Origin of the sequence: Halobacterium sp. CBA1132 (genome assembly GCF_001485535.1) — an archaeon.
Classification (GTDB): domain Archaea; phylum Halobacteriota; class Halobacteria; order Halobacteriales; family Halobacteriaceae; genus Halobacterium.
The window spans coordinates 1,343,458-1,366,579 of record NZ_BCMZ01000001.1; the positions used below are offsets into that span (position 1 = coordinate 1,343,458).

Below are 23,122 nucleotides of genomic sequence, written 5' to 3' on the forward strand. Positions count from 1 at the left end.
CCGTCGAAAATAGAGGCGCTACCGTCCTCAGCCGCCGAGGTACGACGCTGCCACGCGGTCGTCCGTCGAGAGTTCCTCCGCGCTCCCCGACAGCGTCATCCGGCCGGATTCGAGCACGTAGCCGCGGTCGGCGATGCGGAGCGCGTTGTTCACGTCCTGTTCGACGATGAGGACGGTCGTCCCCTCCTCGTTGATGCGCTCGATGGCGTCGAAGACGTCCTCGACGAGCACGGGCGCGAGGCCGAGGCTGGCCTCGTCGAGCAGGATGAGGTCGGGGTCGCTCATCAGGCCGCGGCCGATGGCGAGCATCTGCTGTTCGCCGCCCGACAGCGTCCCCGCCTTCTGCCCCTTGCGCTCTTCGAGGCGCGGGAAGATTTCGTAGACGCGTTCGAGCCGTTCGCTCATCCCGTCGCGGTTCGTGTACGCGCCCAGGCGCAGGTTCTCCCGGACGGTGCTGTCCGAGAAGATTTCGCGGCCCTCGGGAATGTGGGTGACACCCTTCGGTACGACCTCGTCCTGCTGGAGGTGACCGATGGACTCGCCTTGGAACGTGATGTCGCCGTCTGTTGGCGTGAGCGGGCCACAGATGGTCTTCAGCACGGTCGTCTTGCCGGCGCCGTTGGCGCCGAGCAGCGCGACGGTTTCGCCTTCGGTCACCGAGAAACTGACGTCCCAGACGACCTGCACGTCACCGTACGCGACGTCGATGCCGTCTACTTCGAGCAGGGTCATTAGGCCACCGTACACGATTCCTCCATAAAAGATTATCTCCGTACGCAATCCGTCGCTCTCGAATCCCGGATTACCGTAGCACGTGCGCGTCGTCGTAGTGCGTGCGGAACGCGAACCAGAGGCCGTGGCGGCCGGGAATCCGCTCGCGGGTCGCCTCGCCGGCGCGGAGTTCGTTTCGCGTAACCGTCCACGCCGTTCCCTCAGCGCCCACAAGCGCGTCGCCGTCGCGCTCGACGGGCGTGGGCGGGGCTTCGTAGACGGCGACGTCCCCGGTGGCGTCCCGGACCGCGACGACCTCGCGGCCGTCCACGGTGCCGACGAGCGGGTCGTCGAAGTCGTCGACGGGAATCACCCAGACCTCGCTGGCGTCGGCGGAGACGAGGCCGTAGACGTCGGTCTTCTCGGGGAGTTCGCCGTCTGCCTGCTGGACGCCGGGCTGAACGACGTCCTCGTTGTTCCAGTAGTGGCGGAAGAACCCGATGTGGTCGTCGTAGTGGCTGTAGTCGTAGTCGTAGCCCGTCTCGGGGTCGAGCACGCGCGTGTCGGGGTACTCGGCGCGCCACTCGCCGTACGTCGTCTGCGTGACCGCGAACTGGTCGAGCACGAGGTCCGACTGCTCGGCGAGGTAGTGGCCCGCCGTCGGCACGCCGGCGTGCTGGTCCCACAGCGTCTCCGTCTCCTCGTCGTACATCACCTTGTTCCCGGACGCCAGCATCCCGGAACTCCCGAACGTGAGCACGTCGTGGTCGTCGACCTCGACTCTCCTGTCGTAGAGGATGGGAGCGTTACAGAGCGTGCAGTACGTGAGGCTCACGGGAACACCGTCGAGCGTGACGTTCAGCAGTTCGTGCGGGAACAACACCTCTCGCGGGACGGCGTACTGCGTGCCCTCGATTTCGAACCCGAACACGGTGTCCTCGTCGTCGAGGTAGTCGCCGTCCTCCCGGGGCAGGAAGTCGGGAGCGTTCAGCGCCGCGAGGAACGAGCGGTCGCAGTTCCCCCAGCGCACGTCCTGCAGGTCGAAGTTCCGCGGTTCGGCGTCGAGCAGGCCGCCGACGGGCGGCAGATAGGACTCGTAGAGGCGGAGTTTCCACTCGTCGAAGCCCGCGAGCGGTTCGATGTCCTGCTGGCTGTACCACGACTCCCACTCTACCCACGCGTGGTCGGAGTCGAAGTTCGGCGCCGCGAGTTCGGCGAGCGCGTCGCGGACGCCCGGCCAGCGGACCTCCGGGAGGTCGAGGTACCGCGGCGGGTCGCGGCTTCGCAGGACTTCCGGGAAACCGAACTGCTCCCAGTCGTTCCCGATGGCGTCGATGACCAGCACTTCCAGGAGGTGTGGAACGACGCGCTCGTCGCCGTGCTCGGCGAGCGCTTCGATGGCGTCGGCGTGGGCGTCGGCGTCACGGACGAGCAACTGCTCGACGTACGCGTCGAGGTCTGTCGAATCGGTCGGCATACTACTGCGTGCGTGAGCGACCGAGAAAAGTGTGCGTGTCGGGGAGGTTACTCTTGGCCGCCCTTCGTCACGTGGACGTCCTCGAAGCGCACGTCGCGCTCGGTGACGTCGACGACCATCCGGCCGACGTCCTCGATTTCGGCGTCGATGGTGTCGCCGCCGGAGAGTTCGCTGACGCCCTCGGGGGTGCCCGTGGTGATGACGTCGCCGGCTTCGATGGTCGCGCCCAGCGACGCGTACTCGACGATGTCCGCGCACGTGTACACCATGTCGCCGGTGTTCTCGTCCTGCTTGCGGTCGCCGTTCAACTCCAGTTCCATCTGGAGGTCCTGGGGGTCGTCGATCTCGTCGGCCGTGACGACCGCCGGCCCGATGACGGTGAACGTGTCGTAGGATTTGCGGTTCGAGCGGTCCTGGTCGCCGCGCACGGAGATGTCGAGCAGAATCGTGTAACCGAAGATGTGGTCCCACGCGTCCTCGGCGTCGACGTCTTTGACGTCGTCGCCCATGACGAACGCGAGTTCGATCTCGTGGTCGACGCGGCGGTCCGAGAACGGCAGTTCGACGCCGTGGTCGGGGCCGACGACGCTGGAGGGAGCCTTCAGGAAGTAGCCCTTGTCCTCGATGCTGAACCACTCCTCGGTGGTGATGTCGCGGTCCGCGAGCGCCTCCTCGATGTGGTTCTCGTAGTTCAGCGGCGCCGCGATGACCTTCCCGGGGCGCTCGACGGGCGAGCCGAGTTCGACGTCGCTGCGGTCGTAGTCGGGGTCGGCGTCGGCGTACTCGCTGGCGTCGTAGTCGCCGTTGATGTACTCGACGAGCGGGTCCTCAGCGTCGATGTCGAGACGGTCCGTGAGGTCGACGACGCCGTCGTCGTCAGTGAGCAAGCCCAGTCGGTCTCCGTTGAAGCGAACGAATCGCATGTATCGTGGTGGGGCGAGCAACCTCATAAATCATCGCGTTCGTCCACGGGCCGAGAGCGTTCCCAGTTTCGCTGTCGATAATCGCGGTTAACGCTTATTACACAGAGTCACGCAGGAAGGATTAACATGGCATCACGACGACGCGAACACGACGCGGCCGCCGCCCTGTACGAGCCCCCCGACGACGCCAGCGAAGTCGAGCGCCTCCGCCACGAGCGTGACTTCTGGAAACATCTCTTCGAGGACCTCACGGACCGGTTCCCCGAGCCGGCGCTGGTCGTCGACGACGGCGGCCGGGTCGCCCACTGGAACCGCGAACAGGAGGACATCCAGAACACGCCCGCCGAGGACGTACTCGGGGAGGTCGCCCACGACGTCATCGGGACTGACGACGTCACGGACACGCTCGCGGAGGAGGTCGTCCGGACGGAGGAAATCGTCAACGAGGACCGGGTGCGCTCGGGGACGAACGACGACGGCAGCCAGTGGCACGTCAGCGCCGCTGCCCTCCCGCTCTACGACCCCGACGGCGATGTCGTCGGCTCCTTCGAGATGGTCTCGCGGGTGACCGACCTCGTGGAGCAGCGCCGCGCCGTCGAGGACGCAAAAGAGCAGATTACCTCGGAAGTGGACTCGACCGTGGAGGAACTGCTGGACTCCTCGGAGACGGTCGCAGAGAACAGCCAGTTCATCGAGGAGACCGCCCGCGAGCAGGTGGAGTCGCTGGCGGAGGTGCGCAACGAGGTGGAGTCGCTGTCCGCGACCGTCGAGGAAATCGCCTCCCAGACGGACGAGGTGGACGACCGCGCGTCGAACGTCGCGGAGAACGCGGCGGCGTCCGTGGACGCCACGGACGAAGCGCAAGCGCTCCTCGACGACGTCGAGGACGCCGCGGCGGACCTCGACGAGACGGCCGTCGAACTGGACTCGCAGGTCGAGGAGATCGAGTCCGTCGTCGACGTCATCAGCGACATCGTCTCCCAGATCAATCTCCTCGCGCTGAACGCGAACATCGAGGCCGCGCGCACGGACGGGAACAACGACGGGTTCGCGGTCGTCGCGGACGAAATCAAGGAGCTAGCCGACCAGTCGAAGGCCGAGGTGGACGCCATCGAGTCCACCATCGAGCGCGTGACCGACATCGTCGACGAGACCACTGAGGGCGTCGAGCGCACGACGGAGGGCATCGAGGCGACCGTCGAGCGCGTGGAGACGATTCGGGAGCGACAGAGCGAGATTCACGCCGCCGCCGAGGAGACCTCCACGGGGATGGCCGAAATCGCGGAGGCGACCGACGAGCAGGCGGTCAGCGCCGAGGAAGTGACGACGATGCTCAACGACGCGCTGGAGAGTCTCGGCGACGTCGTCGACGAAATCGGCGAACTCGCCGACGAGAACGACGAGCAGAACGCGCTGGCGCGCAGCGTCCGCGAACGCGTCCACGAGGTCGAGGCGGAACTGGACGCGTCCGTCGGGGACTAGAAGAAACTCCCCGTTCTGGTGAGTTCGGCGTCGCCGGCGACGTCCTCGCGGAAGTGTTCGGCGAGCGCTTCGACGCTCCAGCCGCCCGGCTGAACGCCCACGCGGTCGAGCGTGGGTTCCGAGAAGACGCCGACGCGGTCGCCGCCCGCGTACAGCGTACAGCCGGTGACGTCGTCGGCGTGCTCGCTGACGAGGAAGGCGGCGAAGGCGGCGACGCGCTCGGGCGGCATCTCCTCGCGCGTGTACGGTCGGTGTTCCTCTGGTACGGTTTCGGTCATCCGGGTGTAGCCGTTCGGCGCGAGCGCGTTCACGCGGACGCCGTGGCGGTGCATCTCCGAGGAGACGCTGCGCACCATCCCGAGAACCCCGGCCTTCGAGGCGGCGTAGTTCACCTGCCCGACGTTGCCGCGCGCGGAGCGCGCGCTCGCCGCGAGGTACGACCGCTGGCGGTCGAAGCCGCCCTCGCCCGCGGCGTCCCGCCAGTGCTTGCAGGCGGCCTGCAGGAGCGTGAACTGGCCCGTGAGGTTCGTCTGAACGACTTCGCGCCAGTCGTCGGGGTCGAGCTTGTAGCTGATGTCGTCCCGGAGGATGCCCGCGAAGTTCAGCACCGCGTCGACGCGGCCGTGTTCGGCGGCGGTGTCCGCAACGAGTTCGTCGGCGTACGAGAAGTCCGTGAGGTCGCCGGCGTGCGCGGTGGCGTCGCCGCCGTTCTCGCGGACGGATTCGGCGACTCGCTCGGCCACCTCGGGGTCGCTGCCTTCCCCGTGGACGGACGTGCCGAGGTCGTTGACGACGACTGTCGCGCCCTTCTCGGCGAGCGAGCGCGCCGTCGCTTCGCCGAGGCCGTTCCCGCCGCCACCGACGATGCAGACGTAGTCATCGAGGGCGCTCATCGCCGTCCCTCCGCGAGTTTCGCATCGGACGCTGCGGGCTGTCGTGTTCGGGCAGCGAAACTACCATGGGAGTGGCTGTCGTGCATACTCGTATGTTCGGCGACCCGCCATGCAAATCTTCCGGAGCGCCCCTCACCGCATCAGTAGTTAACTAAAACCCCTATATCAGAAAACAGAGTAACCGTTAGTTTAAATAAGCGCCTTAACTTCTATGTGCACGATGGGAGTAAGTGACATACAGAACGTGACCGTGCTCGGCGCGGGGAGCATGGGCCACGGCATCGCCGAAATCGCAGCCATCGCCGGCTACGACGTCGTGCTGCGCGACATCGAGCGCGACTACGTCGACGACGGCCTCGAACAGATCGAGTGGAGCCTCGGCAAACTCGAAGAGAAGGGCCGCATCGAGGAGTCCGCCGACGACGTGAACGCGCGCATCGAGGGCGAAGTCGACTTAGAGACCGCCACCGAGAACGCGGACCTCGTCGTCGAGGCGATTCCCGAAGACCTCGACCTCAAGAAGGACACCTTCGCGGAGGTCGACGAGTACGCGCCCGAAGACGCGATTTTCGCGTCGAACACCTCGGGGCTGAGCATCACCGCAATCGGCGCGGCGACCGACCGACCCGAACAGGTCGTCGGCGCGCACTTCTTCAACCCGCCCGTGAAGATGGACCTCGTGGAGGTCGTTCACGGCGAACTGACCAGCGAGGAGACCTTAGACGCCATCCACGGGTTCGTCGACGACCTCGACAAGCGCGCTATCGACGTCAAGCGCGACGTCCACGGCTTCATCGTGAACAACGTCATGCTGCCGTTCATCGAGGAGGCCGCGTGGATGCTCTCGGGCGACGAGACGACGATTCAGCAGGCCGACGCCGCGATGGTCTACCAGCGCGGCTACCCGATGGGGCCGTTCGAACTCGCGGACTACACGGGCATCGACATCGCCTACCACTTCCGCGAGGATACGGACCTCGACTCCCCGCCCGCCATCGCCGAGAAGGTCGAGGCCGAGGACCTCGGCAAGAAGACCGGGCAGGGCTTCTACGACTGGGAGAGCGAAGGGCCGAACTACGAACCCGGTGACGGCGAGGGCTTCGACTGGCTACGCGTGGAAGCGCGGATGGTCAACGAGGCCGCGAAGCTCGTCGGCGGCGACGTCGCCACCCCGGACGACGTGGACCTCGGCAGCCGCCTCGGCGCGCGCTTCCCCGAGGGCGTCTGTCGACTCGGCGACCAACTCGGCCTCGACAAGGTTCTCGACAAACTCCGAACGCTCCACGAGGAGACTGGCTCCGAGCGGTTCGCGCCCGACGACTACCTCGTCGAGCTGGTCGAGAGCGGTCACACGGGCGTCGACGCCGGCCGCGGGTTCCACGACTACGGCGGCGACGGCCCCTACCAGTACATCAACAAGGGCCTCACCGAGCGCGGCGTCCTCGAAATCGAGTTCGACCGCCCGGAGCGCCTGAACGCGTTCTCCGAGACGATGTTCGGCGAGGTCAAGGAAGCCCTCGACAACGCCGACGTCGAGGACGTGTCCTGCGTCGTCTTCTCCGGCGCGGGGCAGGCGTTCAGCTCCGGCGCGGACATCACGGGCTTCATGGCCGCCGAACCGACCGAACTGATGGATGTCGACGAGACGATTCAGGCCATCGACGAGTTCGAGCGCCCGACGCTCGCGGCTATCGACGGCTTCTGTCTGGGCGCGGGCTTCGAAATTGCGCTCGCGTGCGACCTCCGCATCGCGACCGAGGACTCCTCGCTGGGCGCGCCCGAAATCAACCTCGGGCTCATCCCCGGCGGCGGCGGCACGCAGCGGCTCACTCGCATCGTCGGCGAGGGCCGCGCGAAGGAGCTCGTCTTCCGCGGCGAGCAGATTTCCGCCGAGCGCGCCGCCGACTGGGGCCTCCTCAACCGCGCAGTCTCCGAGGCGGAGTTCGACGAGACCGTCGAGGAGTTCGTCGGTGACCTCGCGAACGGCCCGAAGACCGCGCTGAAGGTCGCCAAGCGCGTCATCGACGACGGACAGGACGCCAGTCTGCAGGCGGGCCTCGACTCCGAGAGTCAGGCGTTCGGCCTGCTGACGACCACCGACGACATGGTAGAGGGCGTGACCGCGTTCAGAGACGACCGCGAACCGGAGTTCGAATAATGCCCCGGAACGCTGCAATCGTCGGCGGCGGCCACGCGGACTGGGGCGAGCGCGAGGCGACGTGGAAGGACCTCGCGCAGGAAGCCGGCAAGGCCACTTTCGACGACGTGGACGGCCTCGGCCCGGACGACGTGGAGGGCTTGTTCGTCGGCGCCGTTCAGCCCGAGCGGTTCGCGTTCCAGAGTCACGTCGCGCCGCTGGCGGCGGAACTGCTGGGCGTCAACGCCTCGAAGATGATCGCGCGGACGGAGTTGGCGTGCGCGAGCGGGCAGGCCGCGCTGCGGTACGCGTGGCTCGCCATCGCCGCCGGCCAAATCGACACGGCGCTCGTGCTCGGCGTCGAGAAGATGAACCTCGGGGACGGCTACATGGAGGAGATGCAGTCGAGCATGACGAACGTGCTCGACCGCGAGTTCGACGGCGTGAACGGCCTGAACGCGCCGTCCTTTTTCTCGATGTACGCCCAGCGCCACATGCACGAGTACGACACGACCCGCGAGCAGCTCGCGAAGGTGAGCGCGAAGAACAAGAACCACGCCGCGAACAATCCCTACGCGCAGTTCCAGAAAGAGGTCGACGTCGACGACGTGCTGGACTCGTTCCCGGTCGCGCCGCCGCTGTGCCTGTTGGACTGCAGCGGCATCACGGACGGCGCCGCCGGCCTCCTGCTCGTCAGCGAGGAGAAGGCCCGCGAACTCACGGACACCGCGGCCTACGTCACGGGCAGCGGGCAGTCCTGCATGGCGAGCAACTCCATCAACAACCTCCCGTCGATGTCGGCGTGGCCGCAGGCCACGCAGGCCGCGGAGGAGGCCTACGAGCAGGCGGGCATCGACGACCCGGTCAAAGAGTTGGACGTCGCGGAGGTCCACGACTGCTTCTCCATCAGCGAGATCATCGAGTACGAGGATCTCGGCTGGGTACAGAAGGGCGAGGGCGGCCAGTTCATCGAGGACGGCCGCAGCGAACTCGACGGCGACATCGCCGTCAATCCGCGCGGCGGCCTGCTCGGCTGCGGGCACCCGCTGGGCGCCACGGGCGTCTCGCAGGCGCTGGAAGTGTACAAGCAGTTCAACGGCGAAGTGGAGTCCGCCCGGCAGGTGCCGGACAGCCCGGAGACCGGACTCATCCACAACCTCAGCGGGAGCGGCTCCGTGCACAGCGTGATGACGCTCGCGAGGGACCCACAATGACAGACACAGATTCCGACGGCGAGCCGCCGCGGCGAACCGTCTCGATTCCGGACCGCATCGAGTTGCCGCGCCTGCTGGACTTCTACGACCTGCAGGACGCCGAGCACACGCGCATTCACGAGTTCTACGACCGCCTCAGTGAGGGCGACTTCTCGACGACGCAGTGCAACGGCTGCGGGGAACTGCACTTCCCGCCGCGAGTCGTCTGCCCCGAGTGCACGAGCGACGACCTCGAGTACGTCTCGCTGCCCCACGAGGGGACGCTGTTCTCGTTCTCCACCGTGCGGGGGAGTCCGCTCGGGATGGACACGCCGTTCGTCACGGGCGTCGTGGAACTGGACGGCGTCGACGTTCGGCTCTCGGCGCGCATCGAGGACGCGGAGTACGAGGACCTCTCCATCGGCGACCCGGTGTCGCTGGTCGTCGTGGACATCGAGGACAGTCTGGACCAGCAACGGGTATTTTACCGGTTCGAACAACAGGGTGAGACAGCATGACAATGGACTACGAGCTGACGATTACGACGTTTCTGGAGCGCGCCCGCGATCTCTTCGCTCACAAGGAGATCGTAACCGCGCTCCCGGACGGAAGCACGCACCGCTACACGTACGGCGACGCCTACGAGCGCATCAGCCAACTGGCGCACGCCTTAGACGACTACGGGATGGAGCCCGGCGACCGCTCGGGCGTGATGGCGCTCAACCACTTCCGGCACTACGAACTCTACTTCGGGCCGTCGTGCAGCGAGCGCTCCATCCACATGGTGAACCACCGGCTGCCCGAGCACCACCTCGTGGAGATTATCAACGAGGCCGAGGACCGGCTGCTGTTCCTCGACCCACAGTTCGTCGACACCATCGAACCCATCGCCGACGAACTCGACACCATCGAGCAGTACGTCGTGCTCGGCGACGAGGACGACATCCCGGAGACGAGCCTCGACCCCGTCACGGACTACGAGTCGTTCATCGCGGGCTACGACACCGACTACGACTGGCCGGACATCGACGAGGAGACCGAGAGCGCGCTCTGTTACACCTCGGGGACGACGGGGCTGCCGAAGGGCGTTCAGTACACCCACCGCGGGCAGTTCCTCCACACGATGATGCACAGCCACGCCGACGTGTTCGGCGTCAGCGAGTCCGACGTGGTGATGCCCGTCGTGCCGATGTTCCACGTCAACGGCTGGGGGTTCCCGTACACGACGACGTTCACGGGCGCGAAGATCGTGCTGCCGAACCAGCACACCGACCCGGACGACCTCCTCCCGATGATAGACGACGAGGATGTCACGATTGCGGCGGCCGTCCCGACGGTGTGGATGGAGGTCGACCGCATCATCGAGGAGTCCGACGAACTCGGGCCCGAGATTCTGGAGACGCTCCAGGACGTCCTCATCGGCGGGAGTTCCCCGCCGGAGTCGCTCATTCGGAAGTTCGACGAAGTGTACGAGGCGCCCATCGGACAGGGCTACGGGATGACGGAGGCGTCCCCGCACCTCGCGAACACGCTGATGACGACGGAAGTCAGGGACCTCCCGGAGGACGAGCAGGACCGCCTCCGGATGAAGGCCGGCGTCCCCGCGCCGGGCGTGAAGATTCGGCTGCGCGACGAGGACGGTGAGCCGGTGCCCCACGACGGCGAGACGCCGGGTGAGGTGCAGGCGCGGGCGCCGTGGCTCGCGGGCGAGTACTACGAGCGCCCGGACGCCAGCGAGGCGTCGTGGACCGACGACGGCTACTTCAAGAGCGGAGACGTAGCGACCATCGACGAGTACGGCTACATCGACGTCGTGGACCGCCTCGACGACGTCATCAAGAGCGGCGGCGAGTGGATTTCTTCCATCGAACTGGAGAACGCGCTCATCGGCCACGACGGCGTCACGGAAGCGTCTGTCATCGGCGTGGACCACGAGAAGTGGCAGGAACGCCCCGTGGCGTACGTGGTCGTCGAGGACGGCGTGACCGTCGACGACTTGCGCGACCACCTCCTCGCGGAGTTCCCGAAGTGGTGGCTGCCGGACCGCTTCGAGTTCGTCGACGACGTGCCGAAGACGTCCACCGGGAAGTTCGACAAGCTCGCGCTCACCGAGGAGTTCGAGGAGCGGTACGGGTCGCTGCCGGTCGAGGAGTAGCGCCTACAGCGAATTCCCGTTTTCCGCGTCGATGTTGTCGAAGAGGTCGGGGCTGGCGCCGAACTCCAGGACGTTCGTCATCACGGACGTGCGGACGTTCAGCACGGTCTTGCCGTGGTTCTTGTAGAACTCGTGGAGCCAGCGCTCGCCCTGCTCGCGGGTCGGGAACAGCATGATGGACTTCCACTGGTACTCGCCGTCCGAGAGGAAGTACATCAGCGTGTGCTCGGAGTCCCGGATGTGCTCCATCGTCTCGCGCCACTCGTCGGCGAAGTACTCGGGGTTGAACTTGAACTCGAACAGCTCGAAGACGAAGTACTCCTCGTTCGGGACGATGGCCTCCCGGAACACGCCGGCGTCGCGCATGTTGCGGATGGACTCGTTGACGGTGACGTAGGAGACGTCGATGTCGTAGTCGGCTTCGAGGATGTCCGCGAGGTCGCGGGAGGAGACGCCGGGGTCTTTGGCTAGCTCCCGGAGGATGACCACGTCGCGGTCCTTGAAGTCGTACGCCGGTGTGTCGTTTGTCATGACGCCTCCTTTCGGGTAAACACTGTTAAGCATTCGTGATTGTCGCCCGTCGCCGCGACAAAAAGCGGTGCGTGGGCCGGTCAGGCGTCGTGGCCTTGCCCCTTCTGCCCCGTCAGTTCGTCGGGAACGAGGCGGTAGCGGGGTTGGTCGGTGATGGGTTCGCCGTGCGGGAACAGGCTGGCGAACTGGGCGTTCTCGAACATCGTCTCGGTGACGTCGTCGGTGTCGTCGGCCGAGACTTCCTCGATGGGGCCGCGTGCGACGACGCTGCGCCAGTGGTGTTCGTCCTCGAAGTTGTACGTGGAGAACGTCGCTCGCTCGGTGGTGGCGGCGTAGTCGAGTTTCTCGCTGTCCTCCCCGAACTGGAGGAGGATGAAGTAGAGGTGTTCGCCGTCCCACCCGAACGAGATGGGCATCCCGTACGCGACGTTCTCGCTGGCCAGCGACAGCACGCCGATGCCGCGCTCACGGAGGAACTCGTCGCGTTCGTTCTCGTCCATGGCGACGCCACGAAGGGGCCGGTCGCTCGCATCTGGTGCTTCCATACGAACACGTTAGTGTAGGGGTACGAAGAAACCGGGTACGAACATGTTCGTCCTTTCCGACAGTATCGTGTACTGGTCACTATTGTAGCGTGCTATCGAGCGGGGAAACATCTATACCCCTGTTCCACGTGGGTTGTAATACATGAGTGGCTCAGACGAGGTAGACGCACCCGTCGTTATCGCGGGCGCCGGCCCGACCGGCATGACCGCCGCGCTCGCGCTGAACGCGCGAGGCGTCGACAGCATCATCCTCGAAGCCGACCCCGAGGACCGAGAACGGCCCGGCAGCCGAGCAATCTACGTCCACAAGGACACGCTACGCACGCTGGAGAACGCCTCCCCCGGCCTCGGCCACCGGCTCGTCGACAACGGCATGATTTGGTCGACCCGCCGGACGCTGTTCCGCGGGAAGGAAGTGTTCGAACGCACCTACCCCGACCCCGGCGGCGACGGCGACCTCCCGCACTTCTCCAGTCTCCCGCAGGTCTGGACGGAGGAGTACATGCTCGACGCCGTCGAGGACGCCGGCATCGACGTCCACTGGGGCGACGGCGTCGAGACCGTCGACTCCAGCGAGGACGTCGTGCGCGTCGAAACCGAGAGCGGCGAGGAGTACACCGCCGAGTACGTCGTCGGCGCGGACGGCGCCGGCTCGACGGTCCGCAAGGAAATCGGCGGGAAGTTCGACGGCACCGAGTCCGCGAACTCCTTCATCATCGCGGACATCGAGGAGGACGAGGACAACCCCCTGATGCAGGAGCGGGTGTTCCACTACGACCACCCGCGCGTGGACGGCCGTAACGTCCTGCTCGTGCCGTTCAAGGGCGGCTGGCGGGTCGACATCCAGTGCAAGGAAGACGACGACCCCCAGAAGATGACCGAGGACGACGAGATCAGCGAACTCGTCGCGAGGACGCTCGGCGAGCGCTACCGCGACCGCGTCGAGTGGGTCTCCCAGTACAAGTTCAAGCAGGTCATCGCCGACCGGATGGTCGACGACAACGACCGCGTGCTGCTCGCGGGCGAGGCCGGCCACCTGTTCGCGCCGTTCGGCGCGCGCGGGATGAACTCCGGCGTGGCCGACGCGGAAGCCGCCGCCAGCGCCATCACGGTCGCACAGAACGCGGACGTCGAGTCTGCACGCGCCGCCGAAATCACCCAGTACGGCATCACGCGCCTGAAGGCCGCCGAGTACAACAAGAACGCCGCCGGCCAAGCGCTGGAGTACCTGCAGGGCGACAGCTACGTCACGCGAGCGAAGAAGTGGCTGGCCGCGAAGGCGTCGCCGTACTACGAGCCCGCGGGCGAGTGGCTCGACGACGCGCCGTACGGGCCACACGGCGGCCCGCCGGTGACCATCGGGCAGTACTAGTCGGTCCCACGCGGACCGAACCGAGGCACAGTCGGTTTTCTCTTTACGCGCCGTTTCTTCGCTCTCCCGACGCTGACGACTCCTATCGGAGCCCCAGAGTACTTGGCTCACGGAAACGAGAGCATTCAGACCGCCGGGAACGCGGACGAGATCGCGCCCTACCGTGTGATTCGGTCACGGGGAACGAAATAGGGTGTCGGACCGGAAACCGCGCCGATACACTGTGATTCCGAGCAGAGCGACGAGTACGCGGCAAATATGGTGTTCAGTCGTGTGTCAGCCGTCCTCACGCGCATTTTCCACCCTACGAGCTTTACCTCCGTTTATCAGTACCCGAAGTCCGTTCGGTGACACAGAACAGTATTTCCTGGAGTTTTTCTCGAAGCCTCTAGAGTTATTACAGCCAGTGTAGCAAGTTCTACATCCGTTTCTCTAGTGGTATCGAGAATCAGCTGTCACTGGTAGAGATAGATTCATCGCGTCCGTAGTAAATATCGTGTTCTCTGACACAGTCTGTGCGCCCCGTTGAACCACGAACTCCACGACCGGGCAGCATTATTTCATAGATTTTTATCCAGAATGAAGCAGAGACCAGCCACATCTAGCGTTCGCTGTGGGAGAACACCAATAAGTGTAACTTCTTCGACCTCAATACTCGTACAGTCACCACTGTACCTCCGTAGAGAGCAACCAGTGTAATCCCGCGGTCGCGACAGTACCGTGAACGTGTGGGAATGCCGGCGTATCCCACAGTTGATGAGAACGCTCCCCGTGACCACGGAGGGGCCACGCCACCCGTGCGGACAGCGACGCTAAAACACGAGTCGCGGGCTCGTCGCCGGCACCCTCTCAGAATAACATCGTTACTCGTGTTATGCTCGCTGCTCGTCGCAGTCACAACCGCCCGCGGTCAGCAACTCGGAGACGCTGTACTGGCTGTCACACTCCGTGCAGAGGATGCGCACGTCGACCATCACACGGAACTCCCCCAGCGTGAGGCGGGACGTGCTGCGGAGTTGGTCAAGTTTCGTCTCGGTCACTGAGACCAGCCGTCCGCGGAGCTTCTGCACGGCGTCAGCGACGGTTTCGAGGCGGTCGCCGGTGTCGCGCTCGTACTCCGCGCCGCGGTAGTCCTTGAGATAGCTGCGCACCGCTTGATAGGTCACCACGTCGTCCCCGAGGGCGTCAACGTCGACGCCCTCGCGTTCGAGGCGGCGGCGGAGCTGAGTCTGCTCGGCAGCACCCGTCCCGCCGCCGGTCAACGAACGAACGACGTCCCCCACCTCGGACTCGGAAGGGTGGATGCCGGCCTCGTAGAGGCGCTCCCGGACGAGTTCCCGGTTGAAGTGCGTCGCGAGGTCCCGGAGACTCCAGTGGTCGTCGCCCGTCGCCGTCCAGCGCGCCTCCAACTCCGCGCCAACGCCGTCGAGACCGTACTCATCGACGAGCCGCGCGACCTTGCTCCGGCGGCTCCCAGTGTCGTGCTCTGCGTCGCCCATACGTCCGGTATGCAATCACGGACAGTTATACTTACGCCTGCGAGCCGACCTCGCCACGTCGCGGCGAGGCCGAACGCCACCCGACGCTACAGGTTCGACGCAGTCGAGCCGCCGTCGATTGGCACCGCGGCGCCGTTGATGTACCCGGATTTGGGCGAACTCAGGAACGCGACCGTGTTCCCCAGTTCCATCGGGTCGCCGACGCGTTCGAGCGGGTTGTCCGCCCAGTCCGCGAGTCCCGCCTCGTAGCTGTCGTAGTCCCCGCGTTCGATGGCTTGGTCGATGAGGTCGCGGATGCGCGACGTCTCGTGCGAACCCGGGAGGACGGCGTTCGCGCGGACGTCCGGCGCGAACTCCTTCGAGAGCGTCTTCTCCAGACCGATAACGGCCATCCGGACGGAGTTCGACAGCACCAACTGCTCTTTGGCTTCCTTGACGGTGCTGGACGTGATAGTGACGATGGTGCCGCCGTCGCCGTCCTGCAAGTGCGGCGCGGCCTCGCGCGCCAGTCGCACGGCGCTCATCACGAGCAGTTCGTACGTCTCCTGCCAGTCCTCGTCGTCCATGTCGAGGAACTCGCCCGACGGCGGGCCGCCCGCGCTGGTCACGAGGTGGTCGATGGTGCCGAACTCCTCGACGGTCGCCTCCACGAGCGCCGTCACGTCGTCGGCGTCCGTGAGATCGCCCTGCTTTGCCACGACATCCCCATTCGCCACTTCCTCGACGTCCTCGCGCGCTCGGGCGAGTCGGTCCTCGTCGCGACCGTTCAACACCACATCCGCACCCTCGCGGACGAGCGCCTTCGCGGAGGCCTTGCCGAGTCCACTCGAAGAGGCTGTCACGAGCGCCGCGTTGCCGTCGATTTCGAGGTCCATACTACGATGAACTGGAGCGGCGTCAGAAAACGTTTCCGTACAGGCAAGCGACCCGCGAGCGCGAGAGGGCGCTACGTTCGCCCGCGGGCCCGCGAGCGGGTGGTTATTTGTCTGTGGAGTCGATAGCTCGGCGTATGCTCGACTACTTCGGTCTGGAAGCAGACCTCGACGAGGAAGAGCGACTGCTGCTTGAGTCCGCCCGCGAGTTCGTCGACGGCGAAGTCGAGGGCGTCGGCCAGCACTGGATAGACGGCACCTTCCCCGAGGAACTCATCCCGAAGATGGGAGAGATGGGGTTCTACGCGCCCAACTTGGAGGGGTACGGGCTGCCGAACGTCAGCGAGAAGTCCTACGGGCTGTTGATGCAGGAACTGGAGGCGTGTGACTCCGGTCTGCGCTCGATGGCGAGCGTGCAGGGAGCGCTCGTGATGTACCCGATTCACGCGTTCGGCAGCGACGAGCAGAAAGACGAGTGGCTGCCGAAACTCGGCACCGGCGAGGCCGTCGGCTGCTTCGGCCTCACGGAGCCCGAGCACGGGTCGAACCCCTCGGCGATGGAGACGCGCGCAGAGCGGGACGGTGACGAGTACGTGCTGAACGGCTCGAAGACGTGGATTACGAACTCCCCCATCGCGGACGTCGCGGTCGTCTGGGCGAAAGACCACAGCGAGGACGACAACCCCGTCCGGGGGTTCCTCGTGGAGACCGACCGCGACGGCGTCACGACGAACAAAATCGACGACAAACTCAGCCTCCGCGCGTCCATCACGGGCGAGATCAGCCTGCAGAACGCCCGAGTTCCGAAGGAGAATCGACTGCCGGGCGTCTCGGGGATGAAGGGGCCGCTGTCGTGTCTCACGCAGGCCCGCTTCGGCATCGCGTGGGGAGCGGTGGGCGCGGCCCGGGACTGCTTCGAGACCGCCCGCGAGTACGCCACAGACCGCGAGCAGTTCGGGAAGCCCATCGGCGGCTTCCAGATGCAACAGCAGAAACTCGCGGAGATGGCGACCCAGATTACGCTCGCGCAACTGCTCGCGCACCGCCTCGCGGACCTCAAGGAAGCGGGCGAGATGCGGCCCCAGCACGTCTCGATGGCGAAGCGCAACAACGTCCGCATGGCCCGCGACCAGTCCCGCGTCGCCCGCGAGATGCTCGGCGGCAACGGCATCACCACCGACTACTCGCCGATGCGCCACATGACGAACATGGAGACCGTCTACACGTACGAGGGCACCCACGACATCCACACGCTGATTCTCGGCGAAGACCTCACCGGCATCCCAGCCTACGAGTAATATAGATGGTATCCAGTATTTTCTACCTATTCTATTATATTTTGTAGCGATATCGAGCAGCGACTCGTTCGAGCGGAGTTTTCGTATTGTCCCTCCGCCATTTGTCTCCTTCATCCAGTTATACGCGTCCTATACAAAAGAATAGTTACCTTAGGTGCAGTTTCCGGCTATTCCATTGTAGGGCTTGAATAGAACCCGAAGACAGAGCTTCGAAGAGCAAATTTTGGCGTCTTAGGCCACAAACAGACTTTTGTGGGGCGCTCGACGGAGACCAGACCGCGCAATTTCCCCGAACTACAAACAGCCAAAGATACCAAAATTATAGATAATATATTTTTCTGGTATATTTGCCTCTTGCCTATGGAGTCAGAGTCGGCGACGGGTCTCCGGATTTCCCGACCGACGGGCACGGACGGCGCCAGCGCGGGCCATCACAGAGTGAATCACAGATTCCGACGGAGAACTTCTAAGCTCCCGAGAACCAGCCACCATTCTAATGTGGGTAGGTGGTGTTGTTCCCAGTAGGTATGTCAACTCAAGAACACCGCCTCGAAAGCACCGTCGCCGGCTTCACCGCCGTCGGAAAACTGCACTCGCTGAGCGTCTGGTTCATCCTCGCGCTCCGACTGATGATGGGCGTCGCGTTCCTCTGGAGCGGCGCCGACAAGGTACTGGAGGGGAGTTTCAACGCCGCCGGCTATCTCCAGAACGCGCCGCCCGCGAACGGGAGTCCGGTCGCGGACCTCTTCGTCGCGATGGGCGAGACGCCGTGGTTCGTGGACTTCCTGAACCTCGCCGTGCCGTGGGGCGAAGTGCTCATCGGCCTCGGCCTCATCGTGGGCTGTCTCACGCGCCTCGCGGCGTTCTGGGGCGCGTTCATGATGCTGCTGTTCTACCTCGGCAACTGGGACGTCACCCACGGCTACATCAACGGCGACTTCGCGTACATGCTCGTGTTCCTGTCCGTGGCGGCGTTCGGCGCCGGGCGCGTCCTCGGTCTGGACTCGTACATCGAGAACTACGACGTCGGCGGCGAGACACTCGTCGAGCGCTATCCGTGGATGCGCTACCTGCTCGGCTAGAAAACGGAGTGGTTCCGTTACTGTTCTTTCGCGTGCTGCAGCGAGAAGACGAACCCGTAGTAGGCGACGACGCCGCTCGCGAGCGCGCCGTAGTACACCAACTGCGGCGCTCCGAACGTCTCGAACAGCAGCGTGACGACGATGACCCACGCGAACGCGAACGCGAGGTCGAACAGCATGCCGTCGTGGTGTTCGACGACGTGGTCGCGGACAGCGTCGAGCAGGCTCACGACTCTTCTTCCCCGCGGGCGTCGACGACTAACACCGGCAGCCGGGTGCGCCGGAGGACCTTCTCGGCGACGCTACCGAGCACGACGCGGGAGAGCCCGGAGCGGCCGTGGCTCCCCATCACGACGAGGTCGATGTCGTTGTTCTCGACGAACTCTCGGATGGCGCGTGCGGGTTCGCCGGCCGTGACGTGCTCCTCGACGGGGACGCCGTGTTCGGCGGCGACGTCCGCGACGTAGCCGGTTGCCTCGTCGGCTTCGGCTTTCACTTCCGGCATCTCGCTGAGTTTCCCGCGCCGGATGCGTTCGACCTGCTCGGTGCCGAGCGCGAGCGTCGTCGCGTCGACGTCGAAGACGAACAACGCGTGTACGGTCGCGTCGTACTTCTCCGCGAGGTCGACCGCTTGGTCGACCGCCGCGCGTGACGTTTCACTGCCGTCGGTCGGAACGAGGATATTGTCGTACATCAGTCGTCAGAGCTCACGACGTCTTCTGCGCTCTCCTGTTGGCTCATCGGTTCCGGACTGTGGCACTGCCGGACGAGCTTCTTCGTCTCCAGGTCGGGTTCGGCGGTCGCCATCGAGACGGCGATGGTCACCGCGAACACCACCGGGACAGCGACGAGCGCGGAGCCGATGGCGGGCAGCCACTGCGCGAGCGTCGCGGAGATGATGCCGTCCGAGCCCGCGGCACCGCTGAGCAGCCCGTAGTTCGGCACGACTTCGTTGATCATCGGAATCGTCCAGATGACGAGTCCGGTGGTCATGCCGGCGAGTGCGCCCTGACGGTTCGTGTTCTCCCACCAGAGACCGAGGAAGAACATCGGGAACAGCACGGCGCCAGCCAGCGAGAACGCGTACGACACGAGCGCCGCGATGGGCGCAGCCGGGTCGAGCGCGGCGAGCGTCGTGATGACGCCCAGTGCGATGATGCTCATGCGGCCGACGAACACCTGCTGGCGCTGGGTCGCGTCGGGGTTGATGAGGTTCTTGTAGATGTCGTGCGAGATGGCCGACGAGCCGGTGATGAACAGGCCCGCGGTGGTCGCGATGGCGGCCGCGATGCCGCCCGCCGCGACGAGGCCGACGAACCACGTTGGGAGGTTCGAGAGCTGCGCGGCGAGCACGACGATGACGTCACCGGCGGCCGCGGTCATGCCGGGGTCGCCGTAGACGGGACCGATGTTGTTCGCGTAGAGGTCGGTACCGAACGCCGCGAACGCGGGCGAACCGAGGTACAGCAGGAGGATGAAGCCGAGCCCCCAGACCGTCGACCAGCGCGCGGTGCGTTCGCTCTCGACCGTGTAGAACCGAACGAGCACGTGGGGGAGCCCACACGTACCGACCACCAGCGAGAACGCGGTGGCAATCCACAGGTAGTAGCCGCCGCCGACGAACGGTTCGCTGAACTCACTGCCGAGCGCCGAGAACAACGCCCCGTACTCGATCTGCGGGACAATCGTCGAGTAGCCGTTCACGAACCCGACGACGTACAGGCCCGCGAGGAACGCGACGATGAGGATGACGTACTGGACGGCCATGTTCTTCGTGGCGCCGAGCATCCCGGACAGCGTGAGATACCCGACTGTGATGGCCATCATCAGTACGACCATCGACTGGTAGCCGGTGAGCCCGAGGATGCCGAGGTCACCGAAGATGTAGAGGCCGACCAGCCCCATGCCGCGGGCTTGCCCGATGGCGTACACGAACGCGATGAGGAACGTCGTGAGCGCGGCGATGGCGCGGGCGGTCTCGGAGTTGAATCGGTCGCCGACGAAGTCCGGTGCCGTGTACTTCCCGAACCGCCGCATCTGGGCGGCCATGAAGATTAGCAGCACGAAGTAGCCGGTCGACCAGCCGACGATGAACGCCAGCCCGTAGAATCCGGAGGTGGCGATGAGTGCGGCCATGCCGAGGTACGACGCCGCGGACATCCAGTTCGCGCCGATCGCCATGCCGTTCTCGACGTTCCCGATGGACCGTCCGGCGACCCACATACCCTCGGTGTCGGCGACTTTGAACACGAAGCCGATGACGAGGAACAGCGCGAGCATCGCCGTCACGAGGATGGCGGGCAGTAGCTTGAACGAGACGTTCAGTCCCTCCGGGAGGAGGCCGGATTGGGCGACTGCGCTGCCCGCGTACGGGAGGAGCGCGCTCATTCGGAGACACCTCCGTCAGTCGCGTGCTCGATGCCGTACTTCTCGTCGAGGGCGTCGCGCTTTCGCGCGTACCAGAACGCCAGAATCAGCGCGCCGCCGGGCGCGCCGATGGAGACGAGGAAGTAGTGCAGCGGGAAGCCGATGACGGGCATCGTCGACGTCATCACGTCCGGCGCGATTGCAGTCAGGGTTACCGGACCGAAGACGACGACTGCCCAGATGGCGAAGCCAGTCCAGATGATGCGGAGGTGGTCCCGCATGAACGGCGTGCTCGGCCGCAGCAGGTTCACCTCCGACGTGAGATAGTCGGTGCTGTCCCCGGCATGGGAGGCGCCGGCGACGGCGCCGCCGTCCGGTTCGGCGGACGGTTCGTCGGTCGAGTCGTGGTTGTCGTTGTCTGTCATAGTTGAGTGGTCTGTGATTTCGTTCCGTGGTGTGATTGTGAAAATCGGGGTGTGTCGTTAGTCGTCCGAGACCTTCGACTGGATGTCCTCGACGACCTCCGGATTTCGCAGCGTGGAGGTGTTGCCGAGGTCCTCGCCGTTAGCGATGTCTTCGAGGAGACGCCGCATAATCTTCCCCGAGCGCGTCTTCGGGAGTTCGGTCGTGAAGACGACTTCCTCCGGTCGCGCGATGGGGCCGATGGCGTCCTCGACACCGGCAATGATGCGCTCGCGAAGGTCCTCGTCTCCCTCGTAGCCGTCCTCGGTGATGACGTACGCGTAGACGGCTTCGCCTTTCAGGTCGTGGTCGCCGCCGACGACGGCGGCTTCCGCGACGCCCTCGACGCCGACGATGGCGGACTCGATTTCCATCGTGCCGAGGCGGTGGCCGGAGACGTTGATGACGTCGTCCACGCGCCCGAGCACGGTGATGTAGCCGTCCTCGTCGATTTTCGCGCCGTCTTCCGGGAAGTAGACCCAGTCCTCGGAGTCGCTGCTGTCGGTATCCGAGTACTCGGTCCAGTACTCGTTGATGAACCGCTCGTCGTTGTCGTACAGCGTCCGCAGCATCCCCGGCCACGGGTTGTTGACCGTGAGATAGCCGGCTTCGCCGGCGCCCACTTCCTCACCCGTGGTGTCGACGATGTTCGCGTCGATGCCGGGGAGCGGCGGACCCGCCGACCCCGGCTTCATGTCGTTGATGGCGGGCAGCGTGGTGATCATCATGCCACCTGTCTCGGTCTGCCACCACGTGTCCACCACCGGACAGTCCTCGTCGCCGATGTGCGTGTAGTACCACTTCCACGCGCGCGGATTGATTGGCTCCCCGACCGTCCCCAGCAGCCGCAGACTCGAGAGGTCGTGCTGGTCGGGGTACTCTTTGCCCCACTTCATGAACGCGCGAATCGCCGTCGGCGCGGTGTACAGTTGGTTGACGTCGTGGTCGTCGACGATCTCCCAGAGGCGGTCCTTGTCCGGGTAGTCCGGGGTGCCCTCGTACATCACCGACGTGGTGCCCAGCGACAGCGGGCCGTAGACGATGTAGGAGTGGCCAGTAATCCAGCCGATGTCCGCCGAACACCAGTAGGTGTCCTCGGGCTTGACGTCGAGTACCGCGTGGCTCGTCCACGCCGCGTACGACAGGTAGCCGCCCGTCGTGTGTTTGACGCCCTTCGGCTGACCGGTGGTCCCCGAGGTGTACATCAGGAACAGCATGTCCTCGGCGTCCCGCGGGACGGGGTCGACTTCGGCGCCCTCGAACTCCGCGACGATGTCGTCGTAGTCGGTCTGGTTGGCCGCGAGGTCGTGGCCGAAACCGTCGTCCCCCAGGCGGTCGACGACGACCACGTCGCTGACCTCGTGGTCGACGCCTTCCAGTCCCTCGTTGGTCTTCTCGAGGTGGTCGAGGGGGTCACCCCGGCGGTAGTAGCCGTCGCAGGTGACCAGGTGCTCCGAGTCCGCGGAGTTCATCCGCGTGGCGAGGGCGTCCGCGGAGAAGCCAGCGAAGACGACCGAGTGCGGCGCGCCGATGCGCGCGCACGCCAGCATCGCAATCGGTAGCTCCGGAATCATCGGCATGTAGAGGGTGACGATGTCGTCCTCCTCGACGCCGCGGTCCCGGAGTGCGGCCGCGAACTCCTCGACTTCACGCTGGAGTTCGGCGTACGTGTACGTGCGCGTCTCGTCGGTCGGTTCGCCGACCCACTCGAGAGCTGCCTCGTCGCCGCGGCCGTCCTCTACGTGGCGGTCGATGCAGTTGTAGCTCGCGTTCAACTCGCCGCCCGTGAACCACTCGTAGAACGGCGGGTTCGAGTCGTCGAGTACGGTGTCGTAGGACTCGTCCCACGAGAGGTGGTCGGCGGCCCGCTCCCAACACTCCGGCCAGTTCTGTTCGAACTCGTCGTAGATGTCGGGGTCCGAGACGTTCGCCTGCTCGACGAACGACTCCGGGGGCTCGAAGACCTCTCCCTCCGGGAGGCGGACTTCGAGTTCCGAGTCAGCGTCTTGGTCTGGCATATCCATCACAATCGTTCACGACATCCGTGTTAAGTACCGGCCCTAATTATGCCAACACCCCGCCAGCGAGGAACGAACCGAAGAAACCGACAATAGAGCGCTAAA

At 65.3% G+C, this 23,122-nt stretch carries 21 protein-coding genes; 8 read left to right on the forward strand and 13 right to left on the reverse strand.

Features of this window, described 5'->3' with window-relative positions; genetic code table 11:
- Window positions 1-27: 27 nt before the first annotated feature.
- From AVZ66_RS06960 to AVZ66_RS06970, 3 genes are all read right to left on the reverse strand, one after another.
- Window positions 28-726 carry an ABC transporter ATP-binding protein gene (locus AVZ66_RS06960; protein WP_197407789.1) on the reverse strand — a complete coding sequence of 233 codons (699 nt, stop codon included), beginning with the start codon at window positions 724-726 and terminating at the stop codon, window positions 28-30.
- Between the two features lie 76 nt (window positions 727-802).
- A complete protein-coding gene (locus AVZ66_RS06965; protein ID WP_058983105.1) occupies window positions 803-2,188 on the reverse strand; it encodes a DUF3179 domain-containing (seleno)protein in 1,386 nt (461 codons plus the stop codon).
- Window positions 2,189-2,235: 47 nt separating this feature from the next.
- Window positions 2,236-3,111 carry a fumarylacetoacetate hydrolase family protein gene (locus tag AVZ66_RS06970; RefSeq protein ID WP_058983107.1) on the reverse strand — a complete coding sequence of 292 codons (876 nt, stop codon included), beginning with the start codon at window positions 3,109-3,111 and terminating at the stop codon, window positions 2,236-2,238.
- A 126-nt stretch (window positions 3,112-3,237) separates the two neighbouring features.
- Between AVZ66_RS06970 and AVZ66_RS06975 the strand changes: the two genes are divergently transcribed.
- Window positions 3,238-4,593, forward strand: a complete 1,356-nt coding sequence (locus AVZ66_RS06975) for a methyl-accepting chemotaxis protein (RefSeq protein ID WP_082678800.1) — start codon at window positions 3,238-3,240, stop codon at window positions 4,591-4,593.
- On the opposite strand, the gene AVZ66_RS06980 is transcribed toward AVZ66_RS06975, so the two are convergent.
- Window positions 4,590-5,486, reverse strand: a complete 897-nt coding sequence (locus AVZ66_RS06980) for an SDR family NAD(P)-dependent oxidoreductase (protein ID WP_058983109.1) — start codon at window positions 5,484-5,486, stop codon at window positions 4,590-4,592. The two genes, AVZ66_RS06975 and AVZ66_RS06980, sit on opposite strands and share 4 nt — an antisense overlap.
- 220 nt (window positions 5,487-5,706) lie before the next feature.
- On the opposite strand from AVZ66_RS06980, the gene AVZ66_RS06985 reads away from it, so the two are divergent.
- Genes AVZ66_RS06985 through AVZ66_RS07000 form a run of 4 tightly spaced genes read left to right on the forward strand, consistent with a single transcriptional unit; the run spans window position 5,707 to window position 10,971 of the window.
- A complete protein-coding gene (locus AVZ66_RS06985; RefSeq protein ID WP_058983110.1) occupies window positions 5,707-7,644 on the forward strand; it encodes a 3-hydroxyacyl-CoA dehydrogenase/enoyl-CoA hydratase family protein in 1,938 nt (645 codons plus the stop codon).
- Window positions 7,644-8,837 (forward strand): beta-ketoacyl synthase N-terminal-like domain-containing protein, encoded by a 1,194-nt coding sequence (locus tag AVZ66_RS06990; protein ID WP_058983112.1) that lies wholly within the window; start codon window positions 7,644-7,646, stop codon window positions 8,835-8,837. The genes AVZ66_RS06985 and AVZ66_RS06990 overlap by 1 nt, the downstream gene beginning before the upstream one ends.
- Complete coding sequence (locus AVZ66_RS06995; protein ID WP_058983114.1) at window positions 8,834-9,334, forward strand: Zn-ribbon domain-containing OB-fold protein; 501 nt, start codon at window positions 8,834-8,836, stop codon at window positions 9,332-9,334. The genes AVZ66_RS06990 and AVZ66_RS06995 overlap by 4 nt, the downstream gene beginning before the upstream one ends.
- A 2-nt stretch (window positions 9,335-9,336) precedes the next feature.
- Entirely contained in the window at window positions 9,337-10,971 is a 1,635-nt protein-coding gene (locus tag AVZ66_RS07000) for a long-chain fatty acid--CoA ligase (RefSeq protein WP_058983120.1), read from the forward strand.
- 3 nt (window positions 10,972-10,974) lie between these two features.
- On the opposite strand, the gene AVZ66_RS07005 is transcribed toward AVZ66_RS07000, so the two are convergent.
- Window positions 10,975-11,502: a winged helix-turn-helix domain-containing protein gene (locus AVZ66_RS07005; protein ID WP_058983122.1), complete on the reverse strand. Its 528-nt coding sequence runs from the start codon at window positions 11,500-11,502 to the stop codon at window positions 10,975-10,977.
- 80 nt (window positions 11,503-11,582) lie between these two features.
- A complete protein-coding gene (locus tag AVZ66_RS07010; RefSeq protein WP_058983124.1) occupies window positions 11,583-12,002 on the reverse strand; it encodes a pyridoxamine 5'-phosphate oxidase family protein in 420 nt (139 codons plus the stop codon).
- Between the two features lie 187 nt (window positions 12,003-12,189).
- On the opposite strand from AVZ66_RS07010, the gene AVZ66_RS07015 reads away from it, so the two are divergent.
- Window positions 12,190-13,419 (forward strand): FAD-dependent monooxygenase, encoded by a 1,230-nt coding sequence (locus AVZ66_RS07015; RefSeq protein WP_082678803.1) that lies wholly within the window; start codon window positions 12,190-12,192, stop codon window positions 13,417-13,419.
- Between the two features lie 872 nt (window positions 13,420-14,291).
- Here the strand turns inward: AVZ66_RS07015 and rdfA are convergent.
- A complete protein-coding gene (gene rdfA / locus AVZ66_RS07020; protein ID WP_058983125.1) occupies window positions 14,292-14,918 on the reverse strand; it encodes a rod-determining factor RdfA in 627 nt (208 codons plus the stop codon).
- 86 nt (window positions 14,919-15,004) lie between these two features.
- Window positions 15,005-15,793 carry an SDR family oxidoreductase gene (locus AVZ66_RS07025; protein WP_058983126.1) on the reverse strand — a complete coding sequence of 263 codons (789 nt, stop codon included), beginning with the start codon at window positions 15,791-15,793 and terminating at the stop codon, window positions 15,005-15,007.
- Between the two features lie 134 nt (window positions 15,794-15,927).
- Here AVZ66_RS07025 and AVZ66_RS07030 point away from each other — a divergent pair, with 134 nt between their 5' ends.
- Both AVZ66_RS07030 and AVZ66_RS07035 read left to right on the forward strand, forming a co-directional pair.
- Window positions 15,928-17,088 (forward strand): acyl-CoA dehydrogenase family protein, encoded by a 1,161-nt coding sequence (locus AVZ66_RS07030; RefSeq protein WP_058983129.1) that lies wholly within the window; start codon window positions 15,928-15,930, stop codon window positions 17,086-17,088.
- A 527-nt stretch (window positions 17,089-17,615) separates the two neighbouring features.
- Window positions 17,616-18,170 carry a DoxX family protein gene (locus AVZ66_RS07035; protein WP_058983130.1) on the forward strand — a complete coding sequence of 185 codons (555 nt, stop codon included), beginning with the start codon at window positions 17,616-17,618 and terminating at the stop codon, window positions 18,168-18,170.
- 17 nt (window positions 18,171-18,187) lie between these two features.
- Here AVZ66_RS07035 and AVZ66_RS07040 read toward each other — a convergent pair whose 3' ends face one another.
- Genes AVZ66_RS07040 through acs form a run of 5 tightly spaced genes read right to left on the reverse strand, consistent with a single transcriptional unit; the run spans window position 18,188 to window position 23,017 of the window.
- Window positions 18,188-18,400: a hypothetical protein gene (locus AVZ66_RS07040; RefSeq protein ID WP_058983132.1), complete on the reverse strand. Its 213-nt coding sequence runs from the start codon at window positions 18,398-18,400 to the stop codon at window positions 18,188-18,190.
- The gene (locus tag AVZ66_RS07045) at window positions 18,397-18,864 is read right to left on the reverse strand and encodes a universal stress protein (RefSeq protein ID WP_058983134.1); all 468 of its coding nucleotides are present in this window, start codon (window positions 18,862-18,864) and stop codon (window positions 18,397-18,399) included. Before AVZ66_RS07045 ends, AVZ66_RS07040 begins: the two co-directional genes overlap by 4 nt.
- Window positions 18,864-20,558, reverse strand: coding sequence for a cation acetate symporter (locus tag AVZ66_RS07050; protein ID WP_058983135.1), 1,695 nt, complete (start codon window positions 20,556-20,558; stop codon window positions 18,864-18,866). Before AVZ66_RS07050 ends, AVZ66_RS07045 begins: the two co-directional genes overlap by 1 nt.
- Window positions 20,555-20,962 carry a DUF4212 domain-containing protein gene (locus AVZ66_RS07055; RefSeq protein WP_058983137.1) on the reverse strand — a complete coding sequence of 136 codons (408 nt, stop codon included), beginning with the start codon at window positions 20,960-20,962 and terminating at the stop codon, window positions 20,555-20,557. Before AVZ66_RS07055 ends, AVZ66_RS07050 begins: the two co-directional genes overlap by 4 nt.
- Before the next feature lie 57 nt (window positions 20,963-21,019).
- Window positions 21,020-23,017, reverse strand: a complete 1,998-nt coding sequence (gene acs / locus AVZ66_RS07060) for an acetate--CoA ligase (RefSeq protein WP_058983140.1) — start codon at window positions 23,015-23,017, stop codon at window positions 21,020-21,022.
- Window positions 23,018-23,122 lie beyond the last annotated feature (105 nt).